The sequence below is a fragment of the Corynebacterium coyleae genome, from assembly GCF_030408635.1.
GTDB lineage: Bacteria > Actinomycetota > Actinomycetes > Mycobacteriales > Mycobacteriaceae > Corynebacterium > Corynebacterium coyleae.
In genome coordinates, this window is the sequence record NZ_CP047198.1 from 1,556,907 (window position 1) to 1,575,946 (window position 19,040).

General features: G+C 61.8%; 18 protein-coding genes. 4 read left to right on the top strand and 14 right to left on the bottom strand.

All coding sequences use genetic code 11. From position 1 onward, the window contains the following. Window positions 1-13 precede the first annotated feature (13 nt). Window positions 14-985, top strand: a complete 972-nt coding sequence (locus CCOY_RS07585) for an oxygenase MpaB family protein (protein ID WP_092100169.1) — start codon at window positions 14-16, stop codon at window positions 983-985. A gap of 10 nt (window positions 986-995) precedes the next feature. Then, window positions 996-2,561, top strand: a complete 1,566-nt coding sequence (locus tag CCOY_RS07590) for a succinic semialdehyde dehydrogenase (RefSeq protein WP_092100170.1) — start codon at window positions 996-998, stop codon at window positions 2,559-2,561. A 55-nt stretch (window positions 2,562-2,616) separates the two neighbouring features. Here the strand turns inward: CCOY_RS07590 and CCOY_RS07595 are convergent, their stop codons facing one another. The 4 genes from CCOY_RS07595 to CCOY_RS07610 all read right to left on the bottom strand — a co-directional run bounded on the left by CCOY_RS07595 (window position 2,617) and on the right by CCOY_RS07610 (window position 7,349). Beyond that, the gene (locus tag CCOY_RS07595; RefSeq protein ID WP_092102732.1) at window positions 2,617-4,941 is read right to left on the bottom strand and encodes a polyribonucleotide nucleotidyltransferase; all 2,325 of its coding nucleotides are present in this window, start codon (window positions 4,939-4,941) and stop codon (window positions 2,617-2,619) included. A gap of 96 nt (window positions 4,942-5,037) precedes the next feature. Then, entirely contained in the window at window positions 5,038-5,307 is a 270-nt protein-coding gene (gene rpsO, locus CCOY_RS07600; RefSeq protein WP_070422298.1) for a 30S ribosomal protein S15, read from the bottom strand. A gap of 102 nt (window positions 5,308-5,409) precedes the next feature. Beyond that, entirely contained in the window at window positions 5,410-6,372 is a 963-nt protein-coding gene (locus CCOY_RS07605; protein WP_092100172.1) for a nucleoside hydrolase, read from the bottom strand. Then, a complete protein-coding gene (locus CCOY_RS07610) occupies window positions 6,369-7,349 on the bottom strand; it encodes a bifunctional riboflavin kinase/FAD synthetase (protein WP_371326410.1) in 981 nt (326 codons plus the stop codon). The genes CCOY_RS07605 and CCOY_RS07610 overlap by 4 nt, the downstream gene beginning before the upstream one ends. A 21-nt stretch (window positions 7,350-7,370) precedes the next feature. On the opposite strand from CCOY_RS07610, the gene truB reads away from it, so the two are divergent. Then, window positions 7,371-8,264, top strand: coding sequence for a tRNA pseudouridine(55) synthase TruB (truB, locus tag CCOY_RS07615; RefSeq protein ID WP_092100174.1), 894 nt, complete (start codon window positions 7,371-7,373; stop codon window positions 8,262-8,264). A gap of 3 nt (window positions 8,265-8,267) precedes the next feature. Here the strand turns inward: truB and CCOY_RS07620 are convergent, their stop codons facing one another. The 9 genes from CCOY_RS07620 to rimP form a co-directional block, all read right to left on the bottom strand. After that, a complete protein-coding gene (locus CCOY_RS07620; protein WP_092100176.1) occupies window positions 8,268-8,921 on the bottom strand; it encodes a 4'-phosphopantetheinyl transferase family protein in 654 nt (217 codons plus the stop codon). Between the two features lie 2 nt (window positions 8,922-8,923). Beyond that, entirely contained in the window at window positions 8,924-9,721 is a 798-nt protein-coding gene (locus CCOY_RS07625; protein ID WP_092100178.1) for a metallophosphoesterase family protein, read from the bottom strand. Further along, window positions 9,718-11,052 (bottom strand): MATE family efflux transporter, encoded by a 1,335-nt coding sequence (locus CCOY_RS07630; protein ID WP_092100180.1) that lies wholly within the window; start codon window positions 11,050-11,052, stop codon window positions 9,718-9,720. Before CCOY_RS07630 ends, CCOY_RS07625 begins: the two co-directional genes overlap by 4 nt. After that, window positions 11,049-12,077, bottom strand: a complete 1,029-nt coding sequence (locus CCOY_RS07635) for a DHH family phosphoesterase (RefSeq protein ID WP_083323260.1) — start codon at window positions 12,075-12,077, stop codon at window positions 11,049-11,051. Before CCOY_RS07635 ends, CCOY_RS07630 begins: the two co-directional genes overlap by 4 nt. Further along, window positions 12,040-12,480, bottom strand: coding sequence for a 30S ribosome-binding factor RbfA (gene rbfA, locus CCOY_RS07640; protein ID WP_070422292.1), 441 nt, complete (start codon window positions 12,478-12,480; stop codon window positions 12,040-12,042). Before rbfA ends, CCOY_RS07635 begins: the two co-directional genes overlap by 38 nt. Window positions 12,481-12,575: 95 nt before the next feature. Next, window positions 12,576-15,392, bottom strand: a complete 2,817-nt coding sequence (gene infB / locus CCOY_RS07645) for a translation initiation factor IF-2 (protein WP_092100182.1) — start codon at window positions 15,390-15,392, stop codon at window positions 12,576-12,578. A 106-nt stretch (window positions 15,393-15,498) separates the two neighbouring features. Further along, the gene (locus CCOY_RS07650; protein ID WP_070451066.1) at window positions 15,499-15,822 is read right to left on the bottom strand and encodes a YlxR family protein; all 324 of its coding nucleotides are present in this window, start codon (window positions 15,820-15,822) and stop codon (window positions 15,499-15,501) included. A gap of 189 nt (window positions 15,823-16,011) precedes the next feature. Next, on the bottom strand, window positions 16,012-17,025 hold the full coding sequence (gene nusA, locus CCOY_RS07655) for a transcription termination factor NusA (RefSeq protein WP_070422289.1): 1,014 nt from the start codon (window positions 17,023-17,025) through the stop codon (window positions 16,012-16,014). Then, window positions 17,022-17,573: a ribosome maturation factor RimP gene (gene rimP, locus CCOY_RS07660; protein WP_070422288.1), complete on the bottom strand. Its 552-nt coding sequence runs from the start codon at window positions 17,571-17,573 to the stop codon at window positions 17,022-17,024. Before rimP ends, nusA begins: the two co-directional genes overlap by 4 nt. A gap of 30 nt (window positions 17,574-17,603) precedes the next feature. On the opposite strand from rimP, the gene CCOY_RS07665 reads away from it, so the two are divergent. Continuing rightward, window positions 17,604-18,398 carry a DUF4439 domain-containing protein gene (locus CCOY_RS07665; RefSeq protein WP_244268613.1) on the top strand — a complete coding sequence of 265 codons (795 nt, stop codon included), beginning with the start codon at window positions 17,604-17,606 and terminating at the stop codon, window positions 18,396-18,398. Here CCOY_RS07665 and CCOY_RS07670 read toward each other — a convergent pair whose 3' ends face one another. Beyond that, window positions 18,399-18,938 (bottom strand): hypothetical protein, encoded by a 540-nt coding sequence (locus CCOY_RS07670; protein ID WP_092100184.1) that lies wholly within the window; start codon window positions 18,936-18,938, stop codon window positions 18,399-18,401. It abuts the gene before it with no gap. Between the last annotated feature and the right edge of the window lie 102 nt (window positions 18,939-19,040).

The window sequence follows — 19,040 nt, forward strand, 5'->3', positions numbered from 1 at the left end:
TACGCTTCACACCATGTCAAAGCCACAGCCATCCGATAGCTTCGACGACCTGCTCGACGGCAGTGTCAAAACCGGTAAGCGCGACGTAAAACGCGCACCGCTCGGCCCTGACTCGCTGCTGTGGAAATGGGGCGCCGACAACCGCATTCAACTCCTGCGCGGCTACACCGGCGTGCTGCAGAATATGCACCCAGCCATCGGCCAGTCACTGCTGGATCACTCGAAGTTTTTCGAGGAGCCTTTCGCACGCCTTGAGCGCTCCACCCCGCAAATCATCGCGTCGATTTACGACGACCAGGACGTGATCGGTAAACAAATCCGCGATTACCACGTAGATATCAAGGGCAAGCTCCGCGACGGCAAGCGCTACCACTCGCTCAACCCAGAAACCTACTGGTGGGCACACGCAACATTCGTCTACCGTGTCATCCTCGCTCAGGAACTGTTCGGGACCCCGTTTACCCACGCGGAGAAAGACCAGATCGTGCGCGAAGGCGTGACCTGGTGGGACTTGTACGGCCTGTCCGAGCGCCCTGTCATTGACAACTACGACGACCTGATCGCCTACATCGAAGAGATGGAAGACACCGTGCTTGAGCGCAACGATACCGTCGATTTCGCGCTGCGTACCGCCCGCGTCGAACCGGTGAAGGCACCGGATGGTGTCCCCGAGGCTGTGTGGAAGGTCATCTGGAAGCCGATCATGCGCAGCGTGATTTGGCTGACTGTTGGCACGCTCAACGACAAGGAGCGCCAGATCCTCGACCTTGAGTGGACGCACCGCGACCAGCGCCGCTTCAACCGAATCGCAAGGTTTATCCGCAGTGTGTTCAAAATCCTGCCTGAGGACAAGCGCTACATGGAGCCAGGGCGCTCGCTGATGATCAAAAACGGCATGATCTCCGGCAAGTACAAGGAACCGAAACTGATCACCCCGTACTCTCCGAAGAGCCAAGACGCAACGTCCGGCGGTTGCCCCGTCTAGCATCGGCGTTATGCTGCCAAAACGCCTCCGCGAACAACCACTGCCCGCACACCTTCAGAGCGAGCTCGTCGCCCTGACGACGAACCACGGCGGCGAGGTGATCTCCGTCGCATCTCCGCTTATCGACGAGCCCCTCGGCACCGTCCCCGCAGGCACCACAGACGACGTGGATGAGGCGTTTCGCCGCGCCCGTGTGGCGCAGCGTGCGTGGGCGGAGCGCAGCCTGGCGGATCGCACCGCGGTGTTCGACGCGTTCCATTCGCTGGTCTACCGGCACCGCGACGTGCTGGCGGACATCGTGCAGCTCGAGACCGGCAAGGACCGAACGGCAGCGTTCGACGAAGTGCTCGACGTGCTCAATAATGCCCGGTACTACGCCCGCAACGCAGCAACGTTTCTGGCAGAGAAACGACGCCCGGGTGCTCTACCTCTGCTGACCCGTGCGCGGGAGCAACGCATCCCCGTCGGTGTTGTCGGCCAGATCAGTCCGTGGAACTACCCGCTTTCCCTGGCTATTTCTGATGCCATCCCGGCTCTTATCGCTGGCAACGCTGTAGTGGCGAAGCCGGATTCGAAGACGCCGTTTTCGTGTCTCGTCGTCAAGCAACTGCTCGTGGAGGCTGGCCTTCCAGCGGACGTGTTCCAAGTCGTGACAGGCTCCGGCCAAAAAGTCGGCGGTGCGATAGCCGAGCGGTGCGACTACCTGATGTTCACCGGCTCCACCGCCACCGGCAAGAAACTGGGCCGCACTGTCGGCGAACGGCTCATCGGCTATTCCGCGGAACTCGGCGGCAAAAACGCGATGATCGTCGCGCCGGACGTCGACGTGCAAAAGCACGCGCGCACAATGGCTATCGCGTGCTTCTCCAACGCGGGTCAGTTGTGTGTGTCCATCGAACGCATCTACGTCCACACAGACATTTACGACGACTTCCTGCACGCGTTCACCCACTCCACCGAATCACTCACCTTGGGCAAGGGACTGAACTGGGACTATGACATGGGCTCGCTTATCGACGATACCCAGCTCAAACGGGTGCAGACCTACGTCGACGACGCCGTAGCGAAGGGTGCACGGGTGGTCACCGGTGGCACACCTCGCCCAGATGTTGGCCCTCTCCACTTCGCGCCGACCGTTCTCGCAGACCTACCCGCTGACGCGAACCTGCGTGAGGAAGAGGTATTCGGCCCCGTCGTGTATGTCCAGCGTGTGGGCAGCGTCGATGAGGCGATCGATCTGGCAAACGCCCTCCCCTACGGACTTAACGCCTCCGTGTTTGCATCCCCGCACACCGCCTGGGAGATCGCGCGCCGCGTTGAAGCCGGCAGCGCGACGATCAACGACGGCTACGCCGCTACATGGGGCTCGATGGCAACCCCGCTGGGCGGGGTAAAGGAATCCGGGATGGGCCGGCGCCACGGACGCGACGGAATGACCAAATACACCGAGGTGAAAAACATCGCACAGCAACGCATCGTGTCTATGCGCGGCCCACACGCGATGCCGAAGCGGCTCTACGGCCCGCTCATGACCTCGGCACTGGCGCTTAGCAAAAGGTTGCGTCTTCTGCCCTAGCAAGACAAAACGGGCGCTTCCCCAACTGGGAAGCGCCCATGATGTTTGCGAAAAACTACGCGTTATCCTCCACCGGGACAAGCGAGATCTTGCCACGGTTGTCGATGTCGCGGATCTCAACCTCGACCTTGTCGCCGACGTTGATGACGTCCTCGACCTTCTCCACACGGGTGTTACCACCCAGGTTGGAGATGTGGATCAGGCCATCGGTGCCCGGGGTGATGGACACGAACGCGCCGAACGCCACGGTCTTGACCACGGTGCCCAGGTAGTGCTCGCCCACCTTCGGCATCTGCGGGTTCGCGATCGCATTGACCTTCTCAATCGCGGCGTCGGCAGCCTCACCAGAGGTGGCGGAGACGAACACGGTGCCATCGTCCTCGATGGAGATGTCTGCGCCGGTGTCCTCGGTGATCTGGTTGATGGTCTTGCCCTTCGGGCCGATCAGCTCGCCAATCTTGGATACCGGGATCTTCACGGTGGTGATCTTCGGTGCGAGCGGGTTCATCTCGTCCGGGCCGTCGATGACCTCAGCCATGGTGTCCAGGATAGCCTCGCGGGCGTCGCGGGCCTGGTTCAGCGCATCTGCAAGAACGCTGGACGGAATGCCGTCGAGCTTGGTGTCTAGCTGCAGGGCGGTGATGAACTCGCGGGTACCGGCGACCTTAAAGTCCATGTCGCCGAACGCGTCTTCGGCACCGAGGATGTCGGTCAACGCAACGTATTCGGTTTCACCGTTGACCTCGCCGGAGACCAGACCCATCGCGATACCCGCAACCGGTGCTGCCAGCGGCACACCAGCGTTGTACAGCGACAGCGTGGAAGCACACACGGAGCCCATCGAGGTCGAGCCGTTAGAACCGAGCGCCTCGGAAACCTGACGGATCGTGTACGGGAACGCCTCACGCGACGGGATCACCGGCTCAAGGGCACGCTCGGCGAGCGCACCGTGGCCGATTTCGCGGCGCTTCGGAGAGCCGACGCGTCCGGTTTCACCAGTGGAGTACGGCGGGAAGTTGTAGTGGTGGATGTAGCGCTTGGACTCCTCCGGGTGCAGCGAGTCGAGGTGCTGCTCCATCTTCAGCATGTCCAGGGTGGTCACGCCGAGAATCTGGGTCTCGCCACGCTCGAACAACGCAGAGCCGTGGGCACGCGGGATGAGCTCCACCTCGACGCCGAGGTCGCGGATATCGGTCACGCCGCGGCCGTCGATACGGAAGCCCTCGGTGAGGATCTTCTCGCGCACGATCTGCTTCTGCAATGCGTTGTACGCGGCGCGGATTTCCTTCGATGCTGCGTCGCGCTCCTCGCGCTCGTCATCGTCGATATCGAAGGAGTCGAACAGATCTTCCTCGATGTCTTCCATGTACTCGTTGGTGGCGTTCTCACGCTCAGCCTTCGATGCAATGGTCATCAGCTTGGCCAGCTTCTTCGCAGCCTTCTTCTCAACGGCCTTGAACACCTTCTCGGAGTACGCCGGGAAGAGCGGGAATTCCTTCTGCTCGGTGGAAACCTCGCTGGTAAGCGCACGCTGCGCACGGCACAGGGTCTCGATGTACGGCTTGGCAGCCTCGAGACCTTCTGCAACGGTCTTCTCAGTCGGGGCTGGGTAGCCCTTCTTGATCTGCTCGACCACGTTCACGCCGGCGCCAGCCTCCACCATCATGATGGCGACATCTTCCTCGGTCTTGCGGCCACGCTTGCGCTCAACCATGCGGCCAGCAACGACCATTTCGAACAGGCAACGCTCGTGCTGCTCATAGTTCGGGAATGCGACCCACTGGCCCTCGGGGTGCTTATCGTCGGCAAGCAGTGCCATGCGCACGCCACCAACCGGGCCGGACACCGGCAGGCCGGAAAGCTGCGTCGCGGCGGACGCGCCGTTGATCGCGACAACGTCGTAGTACTCCTCCGGGTGCTGCGACAGCACCGTGATGACAACCTGAACCTCGTTGCGCAGGCCCTTAACAAAGGTCGGGCGCAGCGGGCGGTCGATCAGACGGCACGCCAGGATCGCCTGGGTGGACGGGCGGCCCTCGCGGCGGAAGAACGAACCCGGGATCTTGCCCGCGGCGTACATGCGCTCTTCAACGTCGACGGTCAGCGGGAAGAAATCGAATCCTTCGCGCGGCTGGTTGGATGCGGTGGTGGTGGCCAGCATCATGGTCTCTTCGTCGAGGTACGTGGTGACGGAACCGTCGGCCTGGCGCGCGAGCTGGCCGGTCTCGAAACGAATGGTGCGGGTGCCGAAGTCGCCGTTATCCAGCGTGGCAACCGCTTCGGTGACGCCGAAATCTTCATCGACGTGGACATCAAACGAGTTGTTTGGCTTAAAGTTGCGCAAAAGATCCCTCTCCTTCGAAGGCGTGTTGGCGATCATCGGTGCCGCCATGTCATAGGTGTTCTTGCAACGGCCAGCAATAATAGCAAAAAACGCCCCACCGCGCAGGTGAGGCGTTATTTTTTGCGCTATTGCTTAGCGACGAAGACCCAGACGGGCAATGAGATCACGGTAGCGATCAACATTGTTCTCGCGCAGGTACTTCAGCAGACCACGACGACGACCAACGAGCAGCAGCAGGCCACGACGAGAGTGGTGATCGTGCTGGTGGTCCTTCAGGTGCTCGGTCAGGTTGTTGATACGCGCGGTGAGCAGCGCAACCTGTGCCTCGGTGGAACCGGTGTCGGTCTCGTGGATGCCGTACTCCTTGAGGATTTCGGCCTTCTTCTCAGTGGACAGTGCCATGAGGTACTCCTTGTTTGTTTCAGTTCGCGTTCTACGGAAAAAGTCTGTGCTGCTCCATGACTGCCGCGAACCACAGTCGGCTGGCGCAAGACCTCGAAAAGGTTACACGACAGGGGTGGACTGGGCCAAACCCGTCAATCGACGCATGAACTCTTCGAGGAAGCCTGCAGTATCTACCCGTACAGCCACTGCTGCGCACTTGTCGGGGTCGTTGAGGCGGGTTTCGTCGCCAATCGTGCGCCCACGCGTCTCGCCCTCGGTGTCCACCTTCATGTTGATGCCAAGCGTGTCCACCAAACCCGGCTGGATAGCCACGGCAACCGCCAACGGGTCGTGCAGTCCGCAGCCACCAAGGTGTGGCGAGGTGGTCTTGTAGGCGTCGATGTAGTAGTTCGTGATGTCGGCAAGGAACTTCCCGCCGGTGGTGCCCAGTTCGGCCCACTTCGCGGTCTCTTTAGTGGTCAAAAGCGTTTGCAGCGTGACGTCAAGACCAATCATGGTGACGTTACGTAGCTTTCGGAACAACACATCGGTGGCCTCAGGGTCCTGGTTGATGTTCGCCTCAGACCAGGCAGTGACGTTGCCAGGGACGGTGAGTGCGCCGCCCATCATCACAATATTGGCGTTTTCACGGAACACGTTGGATGCCTCGACCGCTGCCGCGATTGTGGTGGACGGGCCTGTGGGCACGATGATGAGGTCATCGCCGTACGCCGTAACCGACTCGACGAGGAAGTCCACCGCAGACATCGATTCCACCTGACGCGTCGGATCAGGGATCTCCACCTCGCCAATGCCATTTTTGCCGTGGATGAACGCGGAGATCTCCTGGACCTCGAAGGAGTCCTTCGCGCGCGCGTGGTCTGGGCCTGCGAACACAGGAATGTCTGTGCGGCCAAACAGCTCCAAGATGGCAAGGGTGTTGCGCACTGAATCCTCGACAACCACGTTGCCGTAGGTGCAGGTCACGCCGATGAGTTCTACTTCGGGCGACGCGAGTGCGTACGCCAGTGCCAGGGCATCGTCGATGCCGGTGTCTAGGTCCAGGATCAGCTTCGTGGTCATGCACCGAGAATATCGCGGGTGGTGTCCACATCGCGCGCCATGTGCTCAAGTAATTCCTCAACGGAGTCAAACTTGACCATGTCGCGAACCTTGCCCACGAACTCCACTCGGGCCATCCGCCCGTACAGGTCAGCGTCGCGGTCGAGCACAAACGACTCAACGCTGCGCCGGTTGTCGCCAAACGTGGGGTTCGTCCCCACGGAGATCGCCGCTGGGTAGCGCACGCCGGGTTCCATGTCGCCGTCGATGGGGGCGTCGTCGATGATGGTGAGCCAGCCCGCGTAGACACCGTCAGCCGGGATCGCGGCCGCATCGGATGCGTACTGGTTGGCCGTCGGGTATCCCAGTTCCTTGCCGCCACGGCCGGCACCACGTTCAATCGGTGCGATCACAGAGAACGGCCGTCCCATGTAGTCGGTCGCCGTTTGTACGTTTCCGCCGGAGAGTTCGTCGCGGATGGCGGTGGAGCAGACCTTGACGCCGCCGTCGGAAAGCAATCGCACAATCGTCACGTCGATGCCTGCGCGCTCCCCTAGCTGCGCCATGGTTGTAGCGGTGCCTGCGGCATCCTTTCCAAAGGTGAAATTCTCCCCCACCAGCACGTGGCGGGCGCGCAGTTGGCCCACGAGTACGTCCTCCACGTACCCCTCGGGCGAAACCCCGCCGAGCTCGTGCCGGAAATCAATGACAAGCAAGTAGTCCACGCCCAACTCAGCGATGTGGCGGGCGCGCTCCTCAAGCGACATCAGCGCCGCAGGCGTGTGACCTGGTGCGAATACCGTCACGGGGTGCGGGTCAAAGGTCATGACCACGCTCGGCACACCGAGTTCACGTGCGGTATCCACGGCCTTCGAGATCAGCAGTTGGTGGCCTCTGTGCACACCGTCAAAGACGCCGATAGTGACGACGGTGCCACCAGGCTCGCCAAATGTTTCCGGCACTGCGTCGAGGCCACGCAAAATATCCACGGAGGACACAGTACGGCATACTTCAAAAGCATGAACGATCCCCTCGAAAAGTCCGGCATTGTTGTCGTCGATAAGCCTCAGGGCTTGACGAGTCATGACGTGGTGGCGCGTCTGCGTCGGTTCTTCGGTACTCGCAAAGTTGGCCACGCTGGCACGCTCGACCCGATGGCCACGGGCGTGCTTGTCGCAGGCATTGAGCGCGGCACGAAGCTGCTGGCGCACCTGGTCGCAGAGGACAAGGTCTACGAAACGACGATCCGCCTCGGTGCGTCCACGACCACAGACGATGCGGAGGGCGAGATCACCGAAACGCACGACGCGTCTGCGGTTACCGACGACGCGATCCACGAGCAGATCGCACTGCTGACCGGCGATATCATGCAGGTTCCGTCGAAGGTGTCCGCGATCAAGATCGATGGGCGCCGAGCCCACGAACTGGTGCGCGCCGGTGAGGAGGTCACCATTCCTCCCCGCCCCGTGACCGTCCACGCTTTCGATGTCAGCGAGATCCGCCACCACGATGGCGTCGTCGACATCGACGCCCGCGTGCATTGTTCCTCCGGCACCTATATCCGCTCGCTTGGCCGCGACCTCGGCGCGGCGTTGGGGGTTGGCGGGCATTTGATTGCTTTGCGACGAACCTCCGTCGGCCCGTTCTCCATCGATGACGCCCACACCCTCGACGCGTTGGAAGACAATGCTGTGTTGTCGCTGACCATGGATGAGGCACTGACCCGCTCGTGGCCGGTGCTTGATGTCACTACTGATGAATACGCGGCGCTCTCCATGGGCAAGTGGCTCGAGCCGCGCGGTTTGAAGGGCGTGCACGCCGCCGTCGGACCAGACGGCAAAGCAGTCGCCCTAGTGAAAGAGCAGGGCAAGCGCCTAGCCACGGTGTTTGTGGCGCGGCCATCCACGCTTTAGCTCTTAGCGCACGTACGTGGAAGCCACCACGTAGCCACCACGGACCACCCAGCGGCCCTCAAACACCGGCACCGGCGCGGGACGGGCGAGGAGCTGCGAGACAAACGTGCCGTCGGCGCGCAACTCAATTTCGGCTTCGTCGAAATCTAGCCAACGCCGTGTCATCGGAAACCAGCACTTGTAAGTCGCTTCCTTGGCACAAAACAGCAGCCGGTCGGCCCATTGCTGCCCCTGCTGACGCATACCGTTGACCATCGCAATCTCAGTATCACTGGCGATCGACTCCAGCACCCCGTCTGGCAGCGATTCTGCCGGCTCCGCATCGAGCCCCATCGACAGCACGTACCGGGTGGGTGCTGCGACAGCGGCGCGCAGGCCATCGGTATGGGTCAGCGAGCCGGTAAACCCCTCTGGCCACAACGGCATACCGCGTTCCCCGCGCAGGATCGCGCCTGCAGATTCCACGCCCAGTTCGCGCAGAGCTTGGTGTGCGCACCAGCGGGCATCGCCGAACTCTCCCTTGCGCAAATCGACTGCGGTTTTGACCTCTTGGCGCTCCGCCGGGTGGAGGTGGTCGTAGCGGGTGAGGTCGCCGGCGTCGTCGGTAAGTAAAAAGACGCAGCGTGCTTCTGGAGGAAACAGCGAAATATCTTGCATCACTATTCAACCTCCATGACCGGGTACGGGAATTGCCGCGTGGACGGGTGGTGGCGCCACTCGCGCGGATAGCCCAGGGAGACCTCAATGTGGTCGACGCCATCGACCTTGGTCACCCCCGGCATGTGCAGGTGACCGTACACCACTGCCTGCGCGTTGTAGCGCTTGGGCCATGTCCTGGTGTGCCGGGTCCCGCACCACAGGGCGATTTCGGACCACATCATGCGCTGCACCGGCTCCTGCACCAGCGGCCAGTGGTTGACCAGAATCGTCGGCCCGCTAATGCGGGATAAGCGTTTGGTGGTGTAGGCCAAACGGTCCCAGCACCAGCCACGGATATCCACAAATGGTGCGATGGCAAACTCGTCTGTCATCACCACGTTGTTGTCGTGGGCAGCCTGCAGGGCTTCGTCGACAGTCATTTCCCTGCTGCGGAACGAATAGTCGTACAGCGTAAATAGCGGCGCGATGGTCACTCCGCCGAACACCGGATAGCGATCTTCCGGGGTAATCACACCGATAGCGCGCATCGCTTGAACCAGCATGGCGTACTTTTCTCGGCCGCGGTACCTGTCCGCAGAACAGCAAAATAGCTCGTGGTTGCCGGGCACCCAGATGACGGTGTCGAACCGACTGGCCAGTTCTGTCATCACTTCAACGATGAGTTCGAACCGTTCGGCCACGTCGCCAGCGACGATGAGCCAGTCAGACGGGTCAGTAGGCTGGATGTCGTCGATTTTTGGGCCGTTGAGCTTCACTGCGGCGTGCAGGTCGCTGACTGCCCAGAGTGTCGTGGTCATGCGTCATTCCTACCATCACCGCTTGTCACTGCCCATCGCATGGAACGGAACCTGTGCACTACACCTACGAGGCGCACAAGGATTTGGCCGAGTTGTCCGACCCAAATACCGGTCAGGCCCCAGCCGAAGAAACCGGAAGCGATGATGATCGGCAGCGCAACCCCGAGCAGAGAAAACAGTGTCAGGTTGCGCAGGTACGCCGCATCAGCCGCACCAAGCAGCACCCCGTCGAGCGCAAACACCGCTCCCCCGGCGATGATCATGGCGATAAACAACAGCCACGGCAGCTGCAGCGTATCGACGACCGCCTGATCCTGCGTAAACAAACCCAGAATCGGCTCACGGAACAACGCGAACACCACGGCCAGCACGACCGCGAAGACCATCGAGTACTTCAGTGCGTGCTCACCAACGGCGCGTGCGTCCTGCGCCCCTGCCCGCCCCAAAGCCGAGCCGGTCAGGGTCTGCGCCGCAATAGCCAGCGAATCAAGCACGAGTGTGAGGAAGTTCCACAGCTGCAGCATCAACTGGTGAGCAGCAAGCGCAACCACGCCGAAGCGACCAGCAACTGCAGCAGCGGTCAGCAACGAGACTTGAAACGATAACGACCGCAAAATCAGGTCGCGGCCTAACACGAGCTGCTTGGAAATCACCGACCACTGCGGCGCCCAGCCCCGGCCCGACGTCCGGTGCTCCCTGATAAGAAACACCACGAACAACGTCGACGTGATCCCCATGCCAATCACGTTGGATATCGCGGAGCCCACAAGCCCGTACTGGTTCACCAATAACGGCAACGAGATCGCGCCGGGAATGAGGCCACACAACGTTAAGTAAAACGGCAATCGCGTATTTTGCACGCCGCGCATCCAGCCATTTCCGGCCATGACGATCAGCGTCATCGGGATGGCGAATGCGGATACACGCATCCAGGACGCAGCGCGCACACTCGTGTCAACGTCACCTGCAAGCGCCATCGCCAACGGCTGGGCGAACACCCACACAATCAGCGCCAAGATCGCGCCCACCCCGAGCGCTACCCAGGTAGCTTGTACACCTTCCTCGACTGCCTGATCGCGTTTTCCGGCACCATAAAACCGCGAGCTTCGCGCCGTCGTGCCATAGGACAAAAACGTTAATTGGGTTGTCACGGTCGACTGAATGGCAGCGCCTGCAGCGAGTGCAGCCAGCTGCGCGGTGCCGAGCCTGCCAACGACAGCGGTATCCAGCAGGAGATACAGCGGGTTGGCTGCCAGCACGCCGAGCGCGGGCAGCGCGAGCATCAAGATATCCCGCGCGGTTGGTGTGCGGGCAGCGTCCGCGCCCCTCATCGGTCGGCGGGTTCCGGCAATGCGTCGAGCAGGTCGCGGACGACCTCAGAGCGCGAACCGGTGGCCGAGTACCCCGCTGCTGCCTTGTGTCCGCCACCGCCAAGAGAGCGCGCGACGGTTGAAACATTCAGCACCGTAGAACGCAGCGACATCGCCCAGTGCTTGCTGCTGTACTGCTTCAACACCACACCAACGTCGGTGCCTTCAAGGGCACGGGCGTAGTCGATGATCGCCTCGACCGTTGGCTGACTCATGCGCGCTAACAACCCCGTGGGAATGGTGAGCACTGCAACGGAGAGCCCCTTGACCGGAATGATCTGGGTTTCCGCCAACACCGCGCCCATGAGCTGGAGGTCAGTCGCACTCATCGTGTCCATCAGGTCCAGCGCAATCTGGCGAGTATTCAGGCCGTAGCCCATCAGCTCCGCGGCCAAACGGTGCATCCTCGGTGTGCCCCACCGGAAGCTGCCGGTGTCGGTGACCAAGCCCGCGTACAGGCAGTACGCGATGTCCTCGTCAAGCTCCACCCCAAGATGATCAAGCAACTCGCGGATCATCGTTGTGGTCGATTCGGACTCGACGATCAAATTCATGTCGCCGAACCCGGGGTTGGTGTTGTGGTGATCGATGACAACAACGCGCGACGGGTTATCCGAAACATCGACCAGGAATGCTCCTGTGCGATCTGCGGAGGCACAATCCACGGTGACAACAAGGCCATCCTCCGGTAAAGTTTCGCCGTAGATGATCTCATCGACTCCCGGGATAGTGCGCATATTCGCCGGGTGCGGCAACGGCTGGCCAATGTAAACGTCGTTGTCGATACCAAGCGCCGTGAGCCCCTTTGCGAGCGCACACGCCGACCCGATCGCATCCGCATCGGGGTTGATGTGTGCGACCACGTTGACGCGGTCCGCGGCGCGGATACGAGCGGCAACCTCGGCAAATAGCGGAGCATGCTCCGCAAACAGCTGGCTGTTCAGGGCACTACTCCCCTTCACCGGAGCGCTTGTACGGGTCAGCATCGCCAGCCGGCTTCGCATTTGCGCGCAGCTTTGCTAGCTCCTCATCACGCGCGCGTGCACGGTTGAGCAGCTCCTCCATGTGCGCGGAAGCTTCCGGCACGGTATCGCGCTCAAACGAGATGGTCGGCGTGAACCGAACCGAAAGCTGATCACCCACGATCTTGCGGATCTGCCCGCGAGCACGGTTGAGCGCCTCAGCGGCCTGCTCGTAGTCAGGTTCGTCGTCGATCTCTTGGCCACGCACTGTGTAGTAAATGGTGGCGTCATGAAGGTCCCCGGTGACTCGGGTGTCGGTCACAGTGACCAACTCCAGCCGGCGGTCCTTAATCTCCCGCTCAATCGCGGAAGCAACAATCGTCTGAATCTGCTTCGCCAACCGCTGGGCGCGGGTGTTATCAGCCATGTCACTCCTCCTCAAAACTTCTGCATAGTGTAACCCCCGCCGAGCACGTGCGTGCGGGGCGGGGGTTTCGTCGATAAGCAATTGCTTTGCGACGACTAGTCGCGCGGGACCTCGACCATCTCGTAGGTCTGAATGATGTCGCCCACCTGGATATCCGGGTAGGACAGCACCATGCCGCACTCGTAGCCCTTGGCTACCTCGTTGACGTCGTCCTTCTCGCGGCGCAGCGAATCGATCGACGCATCCGGAGTAATGACGTTGCCGTCGCGGACCAGGCGCAGCTTCGCACCGCGCTTGACCTTGCCCTCGGTAACCATGCAACCTGCGATGAGGCCGACTGCGGAAGCCTTGAAGATCTGACGGATCTCGGCTTCGCCCAGGTCGCGCTCTTCGTAGATCGGCTTGAGCATGCCCTTGAGCGCCTGCTCCACATCCTCGATCGCCTGGTAGATGACCGAGTAGTAGCGGATCTCCACGCCTTCGGCATTCGCCTCTTCCGTGGCCTTGCCGTCCGCGCGGACGTTGAAGCCAATGATGATGGCGTCGGATGCCGCCGCGAGGGTGACGTTGGTCTGGGTCACAGCACCGACGCCACGGTCGATGATGTTGACCTGCACCTCGTCGTCGACCTCGATCTTGAGCAGCGCCTCCTCGAGGGCTTCCACCGAACCGGCGTTGTCGCCCTTGAGGATGAGGTTGAGCTGGCTGCGCTCCTTGAGAGCCTGATCCAGGTTCTCCAGAGACACACGCTTCTTACGACGTGCCTGCATAGCAGCGCGCTGACGAGCATCACGCTGTGCAGCAATCTGACGAGCAACGCGGTCATCCTCGACCACGAGCAGGTTGTCACCCGGGCCAGGAACACCGTTGAGGCCCTGGACCTGGACCGGACGGGACGGGCCCGCCTCTTCCACATCGTTGCCCCACTCGTCGACCATGCGACGCACGCGACCGAAGTTGCCGCCGACGACAATGGAGTCACCGACACGCAAGGTACCGCGCTGCACGATGACGGTGGACACCGGGCCACGGCCACGGTCCAGGTGGGACTCGATGGCAACACCCTGCGCGTCCATGTCTGGGTTCGCCGTGAGCTCAAGCGCCGCATCTGCGGTCAGGAGCACAGCCTCCAGCAGGTCATCAATACCGGTGCCCTGCTTCGCAGAGATGTCGATGAACATGGTGTCACCGCCGTACTCCTCCGGCACGAGGCCGTACTCAGTGAGCTGGCCGCGGATCTTGTCCGGCGATGCCTCCGGCTTATCCACCTTGTTCACTGCGACCACGATCGGCAGTTCCGCAGCCTTGGCGTGGTTAATCGCCTCCACGGTCTGCGGCATGACGCCGTCGTCCGCTGCCACCACGAGGATGGCCAAGTCGGTCGACTTCGCACCACGGGCACGCATGGCGGTAAACGCCTCGTGGCCCGGGGTATCCAGGAACGTGATCTTACGCGGGTGGCCGTCGAGGGTGACCTCGGTCTGGTATGCACCAATGCCCTGGGTAATACCGCCGGCCTCGCCACGACCCACGTTTGCCTTGCGGATGGAGTCCAACAGGCGGGTCTTACCGTGGTCGACGTGACCCATGACGGAGACCACTGGAGGACGCTGCTCGAGCTCCTCTTCGCCGCCTTCGTCCTCACCGAATTGCAGGTCGAAGGACTCAAGCAGTTCGCGATCCTCGTCCTCAGGCGAGACGATCTGGACCTCGTAGTTGATCTCAGCGCCGAGCAGCTGCAGGGTGTCCTCAGACACGGACTGCGTTGCCGTCACCATCTCACCGAGGTTGAACAGCGCCTGCACCAGCGACGATGCATCGGTGTTGATCTTCTCAGCGAGGTCAGACAGGGTCGCGCCTTGGCGCAAGCGAACGGTCTTGCCGCCGCCGTCGGGGAGACGAACGCCACCGATGACGTTCGGCTTGTGCATCTCCTCGTACTCAGCCCTCTTCTGGCCCTTGGACTTGCGGCGCTTGCCGGGTGCACCACCCGGACGACCGAATGCACCTGCGGTACCGCCGCGACGTCCGCCGCGACCGCGGAAACCGCCACCCGGTCCGCCGAAACCGCCACGCTGTGGCCCGTTCTGGCCACCACGGCCACGACCACGGCCACCGCCGCGGCCACCGGCCGGTGCAGCCTTCGCAGGCATTTGTGTCGGCGACGGACCTGCCGGCATATCCGCCGGGGACGGACGGTTGCCGCCACCCTGACGGGCACCACCCGGGCGTGGGCCGCCCTGGCCCTGGCCACCGCGGCCCTGCCCCGGACGTCCACCCGGACGCGGCGGGCGCTGCCCACCGCCGGTGTTGGACGAGAACGGGTTGTTAGCAACACGCGGGCGTCCACCAGGCTTCGGCATCGGGCGAGGCATACCGCCCGGAGTCGGGCCGTCCTTCTTCGCAGCAGCCGGCTTCGGCGCTGCAGGCTTTGGAGCTGCGGGTTTAGGAGCTGCGGGTTTAGGTGCGCCCGGCTTCGGGGCGGAACCCGCAGGCTTCGGCGCTGCAGGCTTCGGTGCGCCCGGCTTCGGGGCGCCTGGCTTCTGGGCCGGCTCACCCGCAGCCTTCGCAGCCGGTGCCTTCGGAGCAGCCGGAGCCGGCTTCGGCTTCGCAGCCTCGCCCGGCTTTGGTGCGGAACCGGCGGGCTTCGGCGCTGCAGGCTTGGCACGGTTCTGGCCAGGCTTCTTCAGCGGCGGTTTCGCCGGAGTCGGTGCTTCCTTCTTTTCGTTGTCGTCTGCGCCACCGCCATTGAGCTTGGCGTAGTGCGCCTTCATCTTCTTGATGACAGGCGGCTCAATGGTCGACGACGCCGTCTTCACAAACTCACCCTGTTCTTTCAGGGTTGCGAGTAATTCCTTACTTGTTACGCCGAGCTGCTTAGCCAACTCGTGTACGCGTAGCTTTCCGGACACATGTCTCCTTGTTGTTCATGCTAGGAGCCCAGTGCCCTTCGGCTACCGGCCCCTAGACGTGGTCAGTGACTTTCATCGCTGATGCTGCTTCATGGTTGCGTACTCATCAGTGTTCGGTCTTTCCTTCATTCTCTGGGTCGACCGCCTCGGCGCTTCTGCTTTGCGACGAGGCGAGGTACGTACGTACATGACCTAGGTCTACTTTCGCAGACAGACGGAGCGCTCGCCCAAAGGCTCGGCGTTGTTCCGCCAGCTCGACTGCGTCCAACGACGGGGTAATCCATGCTCCCCGACCAGGCAGTTTCCGGTCCGGGTCGGCGAGGATCTTCCCCGGCACGTCCGGATCGGCGACCACGCGCAACAGTTCGACGTCGGGGTGAGTTTTTCGGGTGGCAATACAGGTACGTGTGCGGATGGGGTGCTTACGCATTCCGCTCATTCGCATCCTTCCCGCAACCTATCTGCCGTCTAACACTGTGCCGTTATGTCTCACACCGGCGCACTCGTGTGCGTGGTGGGCCGCCGCACCCAACGTGCGGACGCAAAGCCGTTAAACACTGTACGCGAAAACCCGCAGAATCTGTACTTCCTGCGGGTTTCATAAACGTTGGCAAAGACCTTATTCGTCGTCGGCGATATCAGCGTCGGAGCGGATGTCGATCTTCCAGCCGGTCAGGCGGGCGGCCAGGCGGGCGTTTTGGCCTTCCTTGCCGATGGCCAAGGAGAGCTGATAGTCCGGCACCGTCACGCGAGCCGCTTGCATATCCGCATCGAGCACCGTGACATCCACCACTTTCGAGGGGGCCAGGGAGTTACCGACGTACTTCGCCGGGTCCGCATCCCAATCGATGATGTCGATCTTCTCGCCGCCGAGCTGCTGCATGATGTTGGTCACGCGCGCTCCTCGAGGCCCGATGCACGCGCCCTTGGCGTTGACACCCTTGACGGTTGCACGCACCGCAACCTTGGAGCGGTGGCCTGCCTCGCGCGCGATGCTGACAATCTCTACCGAACCGTCGGCTACCTCCGGCACCTCGAGTGCGAACAGGCCTCGAACCAACTCGGGGTGCGTGCGCGACAGGTTGACCTGCACGCGCTTGTCGCCCTTGTTCACACCCACCACGTAAGCCTTGATGCGATCGCCGTGGCGCAACACTTCGCCCGGGATCTTCTCTGCCGGCAGCAGGATGCCGTCCTGCGGGTCTGCCTCCGTACCGAGCTGGACGATGCTGATGCCGCGCGCCTCTGCGTGGGCATCGCGCTGGACCAGCCCAGAGACAATCTGGCCCTCGAGTTCGGCGTACTCGCCGTAAACGCGGCCAGCCTCCGCTTGGCGCAGACGGCCCTTGATCGCGTCACGCACGGCGACGGAACCAATTCGGGAGAAGTTCACCGGCGTGTCGTCGTATTCAGAGATGACTTCGCCTTCGGCGTCGAGCTCGCTGACGATAACGGCAACGTCGCCCGTTTCGGTGTCAATGTCCACACGCGCCTTGGAACGCTCCGTACCGCTTTCCTCCTTGAACTCGCGGTATGAAAACAGCAACGCGTTTGCGATGGTGGTCAGCAGATCCTCCATCGAAATGCCTTGCTGCTCTTCGATGGTTTTCAGCGCGTTCAAGTCGATATTCACTTGTTTCCTTCCTGTGCCGCCGCTGCGGCTTCGAGCTCTGCAAACGTCTGATCCGCCAGCTCAACTTCTGCTGCTGGCGGCGCGTTGAACTCAATTTCTACCACTGCACCAGCAATTTCTGAAACCGGTGCAATTCGCACCTCATCGCCCTTTTTCGACGAACGCACCAGCGCAACATGCTCCTGCGCCTCATCCAGTACGGCGATGCGCCACTTCTGCTCACCCGCCTTAATCAGACGGCCCTGGTTGCGACGGAAGTGTCGCGGCTGCGTCAGCGGCATATCCACACCAGGGGTGGTCAGTTCAAGCGTGTATCCGGCGCCGAAGTTGACTTCCCCGCGCTGCTCGAGGTCGTCGAAAAGCGTTGATAGCTCATTGGACACTTCCTCCAACTCATCCAGCGTCGGGTGCGTATCCGAGTCGAGCGCAATAACGACCTGCGATTTCTTCCCCGCCTTGACGGTGCGAATGTTCTCAATGTCCATCGCGTACGCCTTCACGACAGGGGCGACCAATTGTTCAAGTTCGTTATTTGTGGGAAATGCCATGCGTCAAACCTAGCGTGTAACGTGCAGCGGGTGAAGAAACTGCTTGTTTTGCCAGCTGCACTGCTCCTGACCAGTTGCACAGTGATGGATGTTGTCGGCCCTCGCGCCAACGGCGAGATCATGTCGCTGGCCAAGCAAGCCTCCGCAGATTGGGTGTTCGGGGAGCACCCCGAGTGGAGGGAGCTGCGCAAGTTCCAGAGCGAGCAGCTTCAAGACGAAGCCCTGCGCCTGTGCGGCACCGACGAAACTGGACAGACGCCGCAGTCCTGCAACGTCGGCTATGGCGATACTGACCTTCCGGCCGCCGCGGACGGCGCAGCCCTTTTGGAGCACACCGTCACCGCCGCCGACAAGGTGCCCGACGATTCGGTTGACCTCGTAGTAGCCCAAGCCATCGATGCGCTTGCACTCACGCCAGTCGAGATTGAGATCGAGCGCCCGCTTGACGACGATGCCGCCACCCAATCCGCCGCCGACCTCCTCGCCCGCGAAAACGCGATGTACTACGGCCTCGGCCTTGCTCTCGCCCACGCCGACGACGCTTTGCGCACCCGCATTAGTGAACTGCGCGAAGCGTCCCACGAACGCACCGAGGCGCTCACTGCGTTGCTCGGCGATACAGACGATCAGGCGTTAGTTCCCGCCGCTGGATACAGCCTCGCGGACGGCTACAACGACCCCCAGACAACGCAAGAGGCCACCGCACTCGTCGAAACGATGCACGGTGACCTTGTCAAACAGTGGCGCTACGCCGCCGCTCACGCAGAGACCAAGCAGTGGCGCAAGGCGGCAATCCAACTCGCCGCCCACGCCCAGCGGGCCTAGTTAGCGGTAGATCACTGGCGAGAGCAGAGCGACGTCGGTGCTCGCGCCGACAGTGATCAGTCCAGCGCCATCGAATCGTACGTCGATCAGAGTGGTTTCACCTGGTCGGACATCATAGGTTCGGTTGATGTTGCCACCTTGTACGGTCACAGTGCCGCGCTTGCCCTTGCCGGTACCGTCCGGGTACCCAGCATGGAGCACGAGCCGCTTGACGGTCGCAGACTCCTTGATGCGGATGAATCCCGATTTACCACGCGTCGTTTCGACAGAGTTCGGGTAATTCTTGCCACCCGACTTGGTGTTCTTTGTTGCAACCATGTACGTCGTCTGCTTCAGGTTTTCCGGCGAAAGGTTTTCGGCCTTTCCTTGAACAATGCCGGCCACACGGTCACTAGAGTTACCGGTGTTTCCCTCACCTTCACCCTGGACAAGTCCAACGATCGTGGCGATGAGAACGATGACAGTTACAAGTGCTCCCGCGATCTGCGGGAGCAGGTTGCTGAGGTCACGCAGTGGGTTATTAAGCGCGTTCAATTTCATACCCAGTTCCTTTCGAAGACATCGCATACAGGCGCTTCCCTGCTGAAGCACAGCGATTGCTCAAATTAAAGCATTACTTCGCAGGGTTTGTCGTCGAAATCA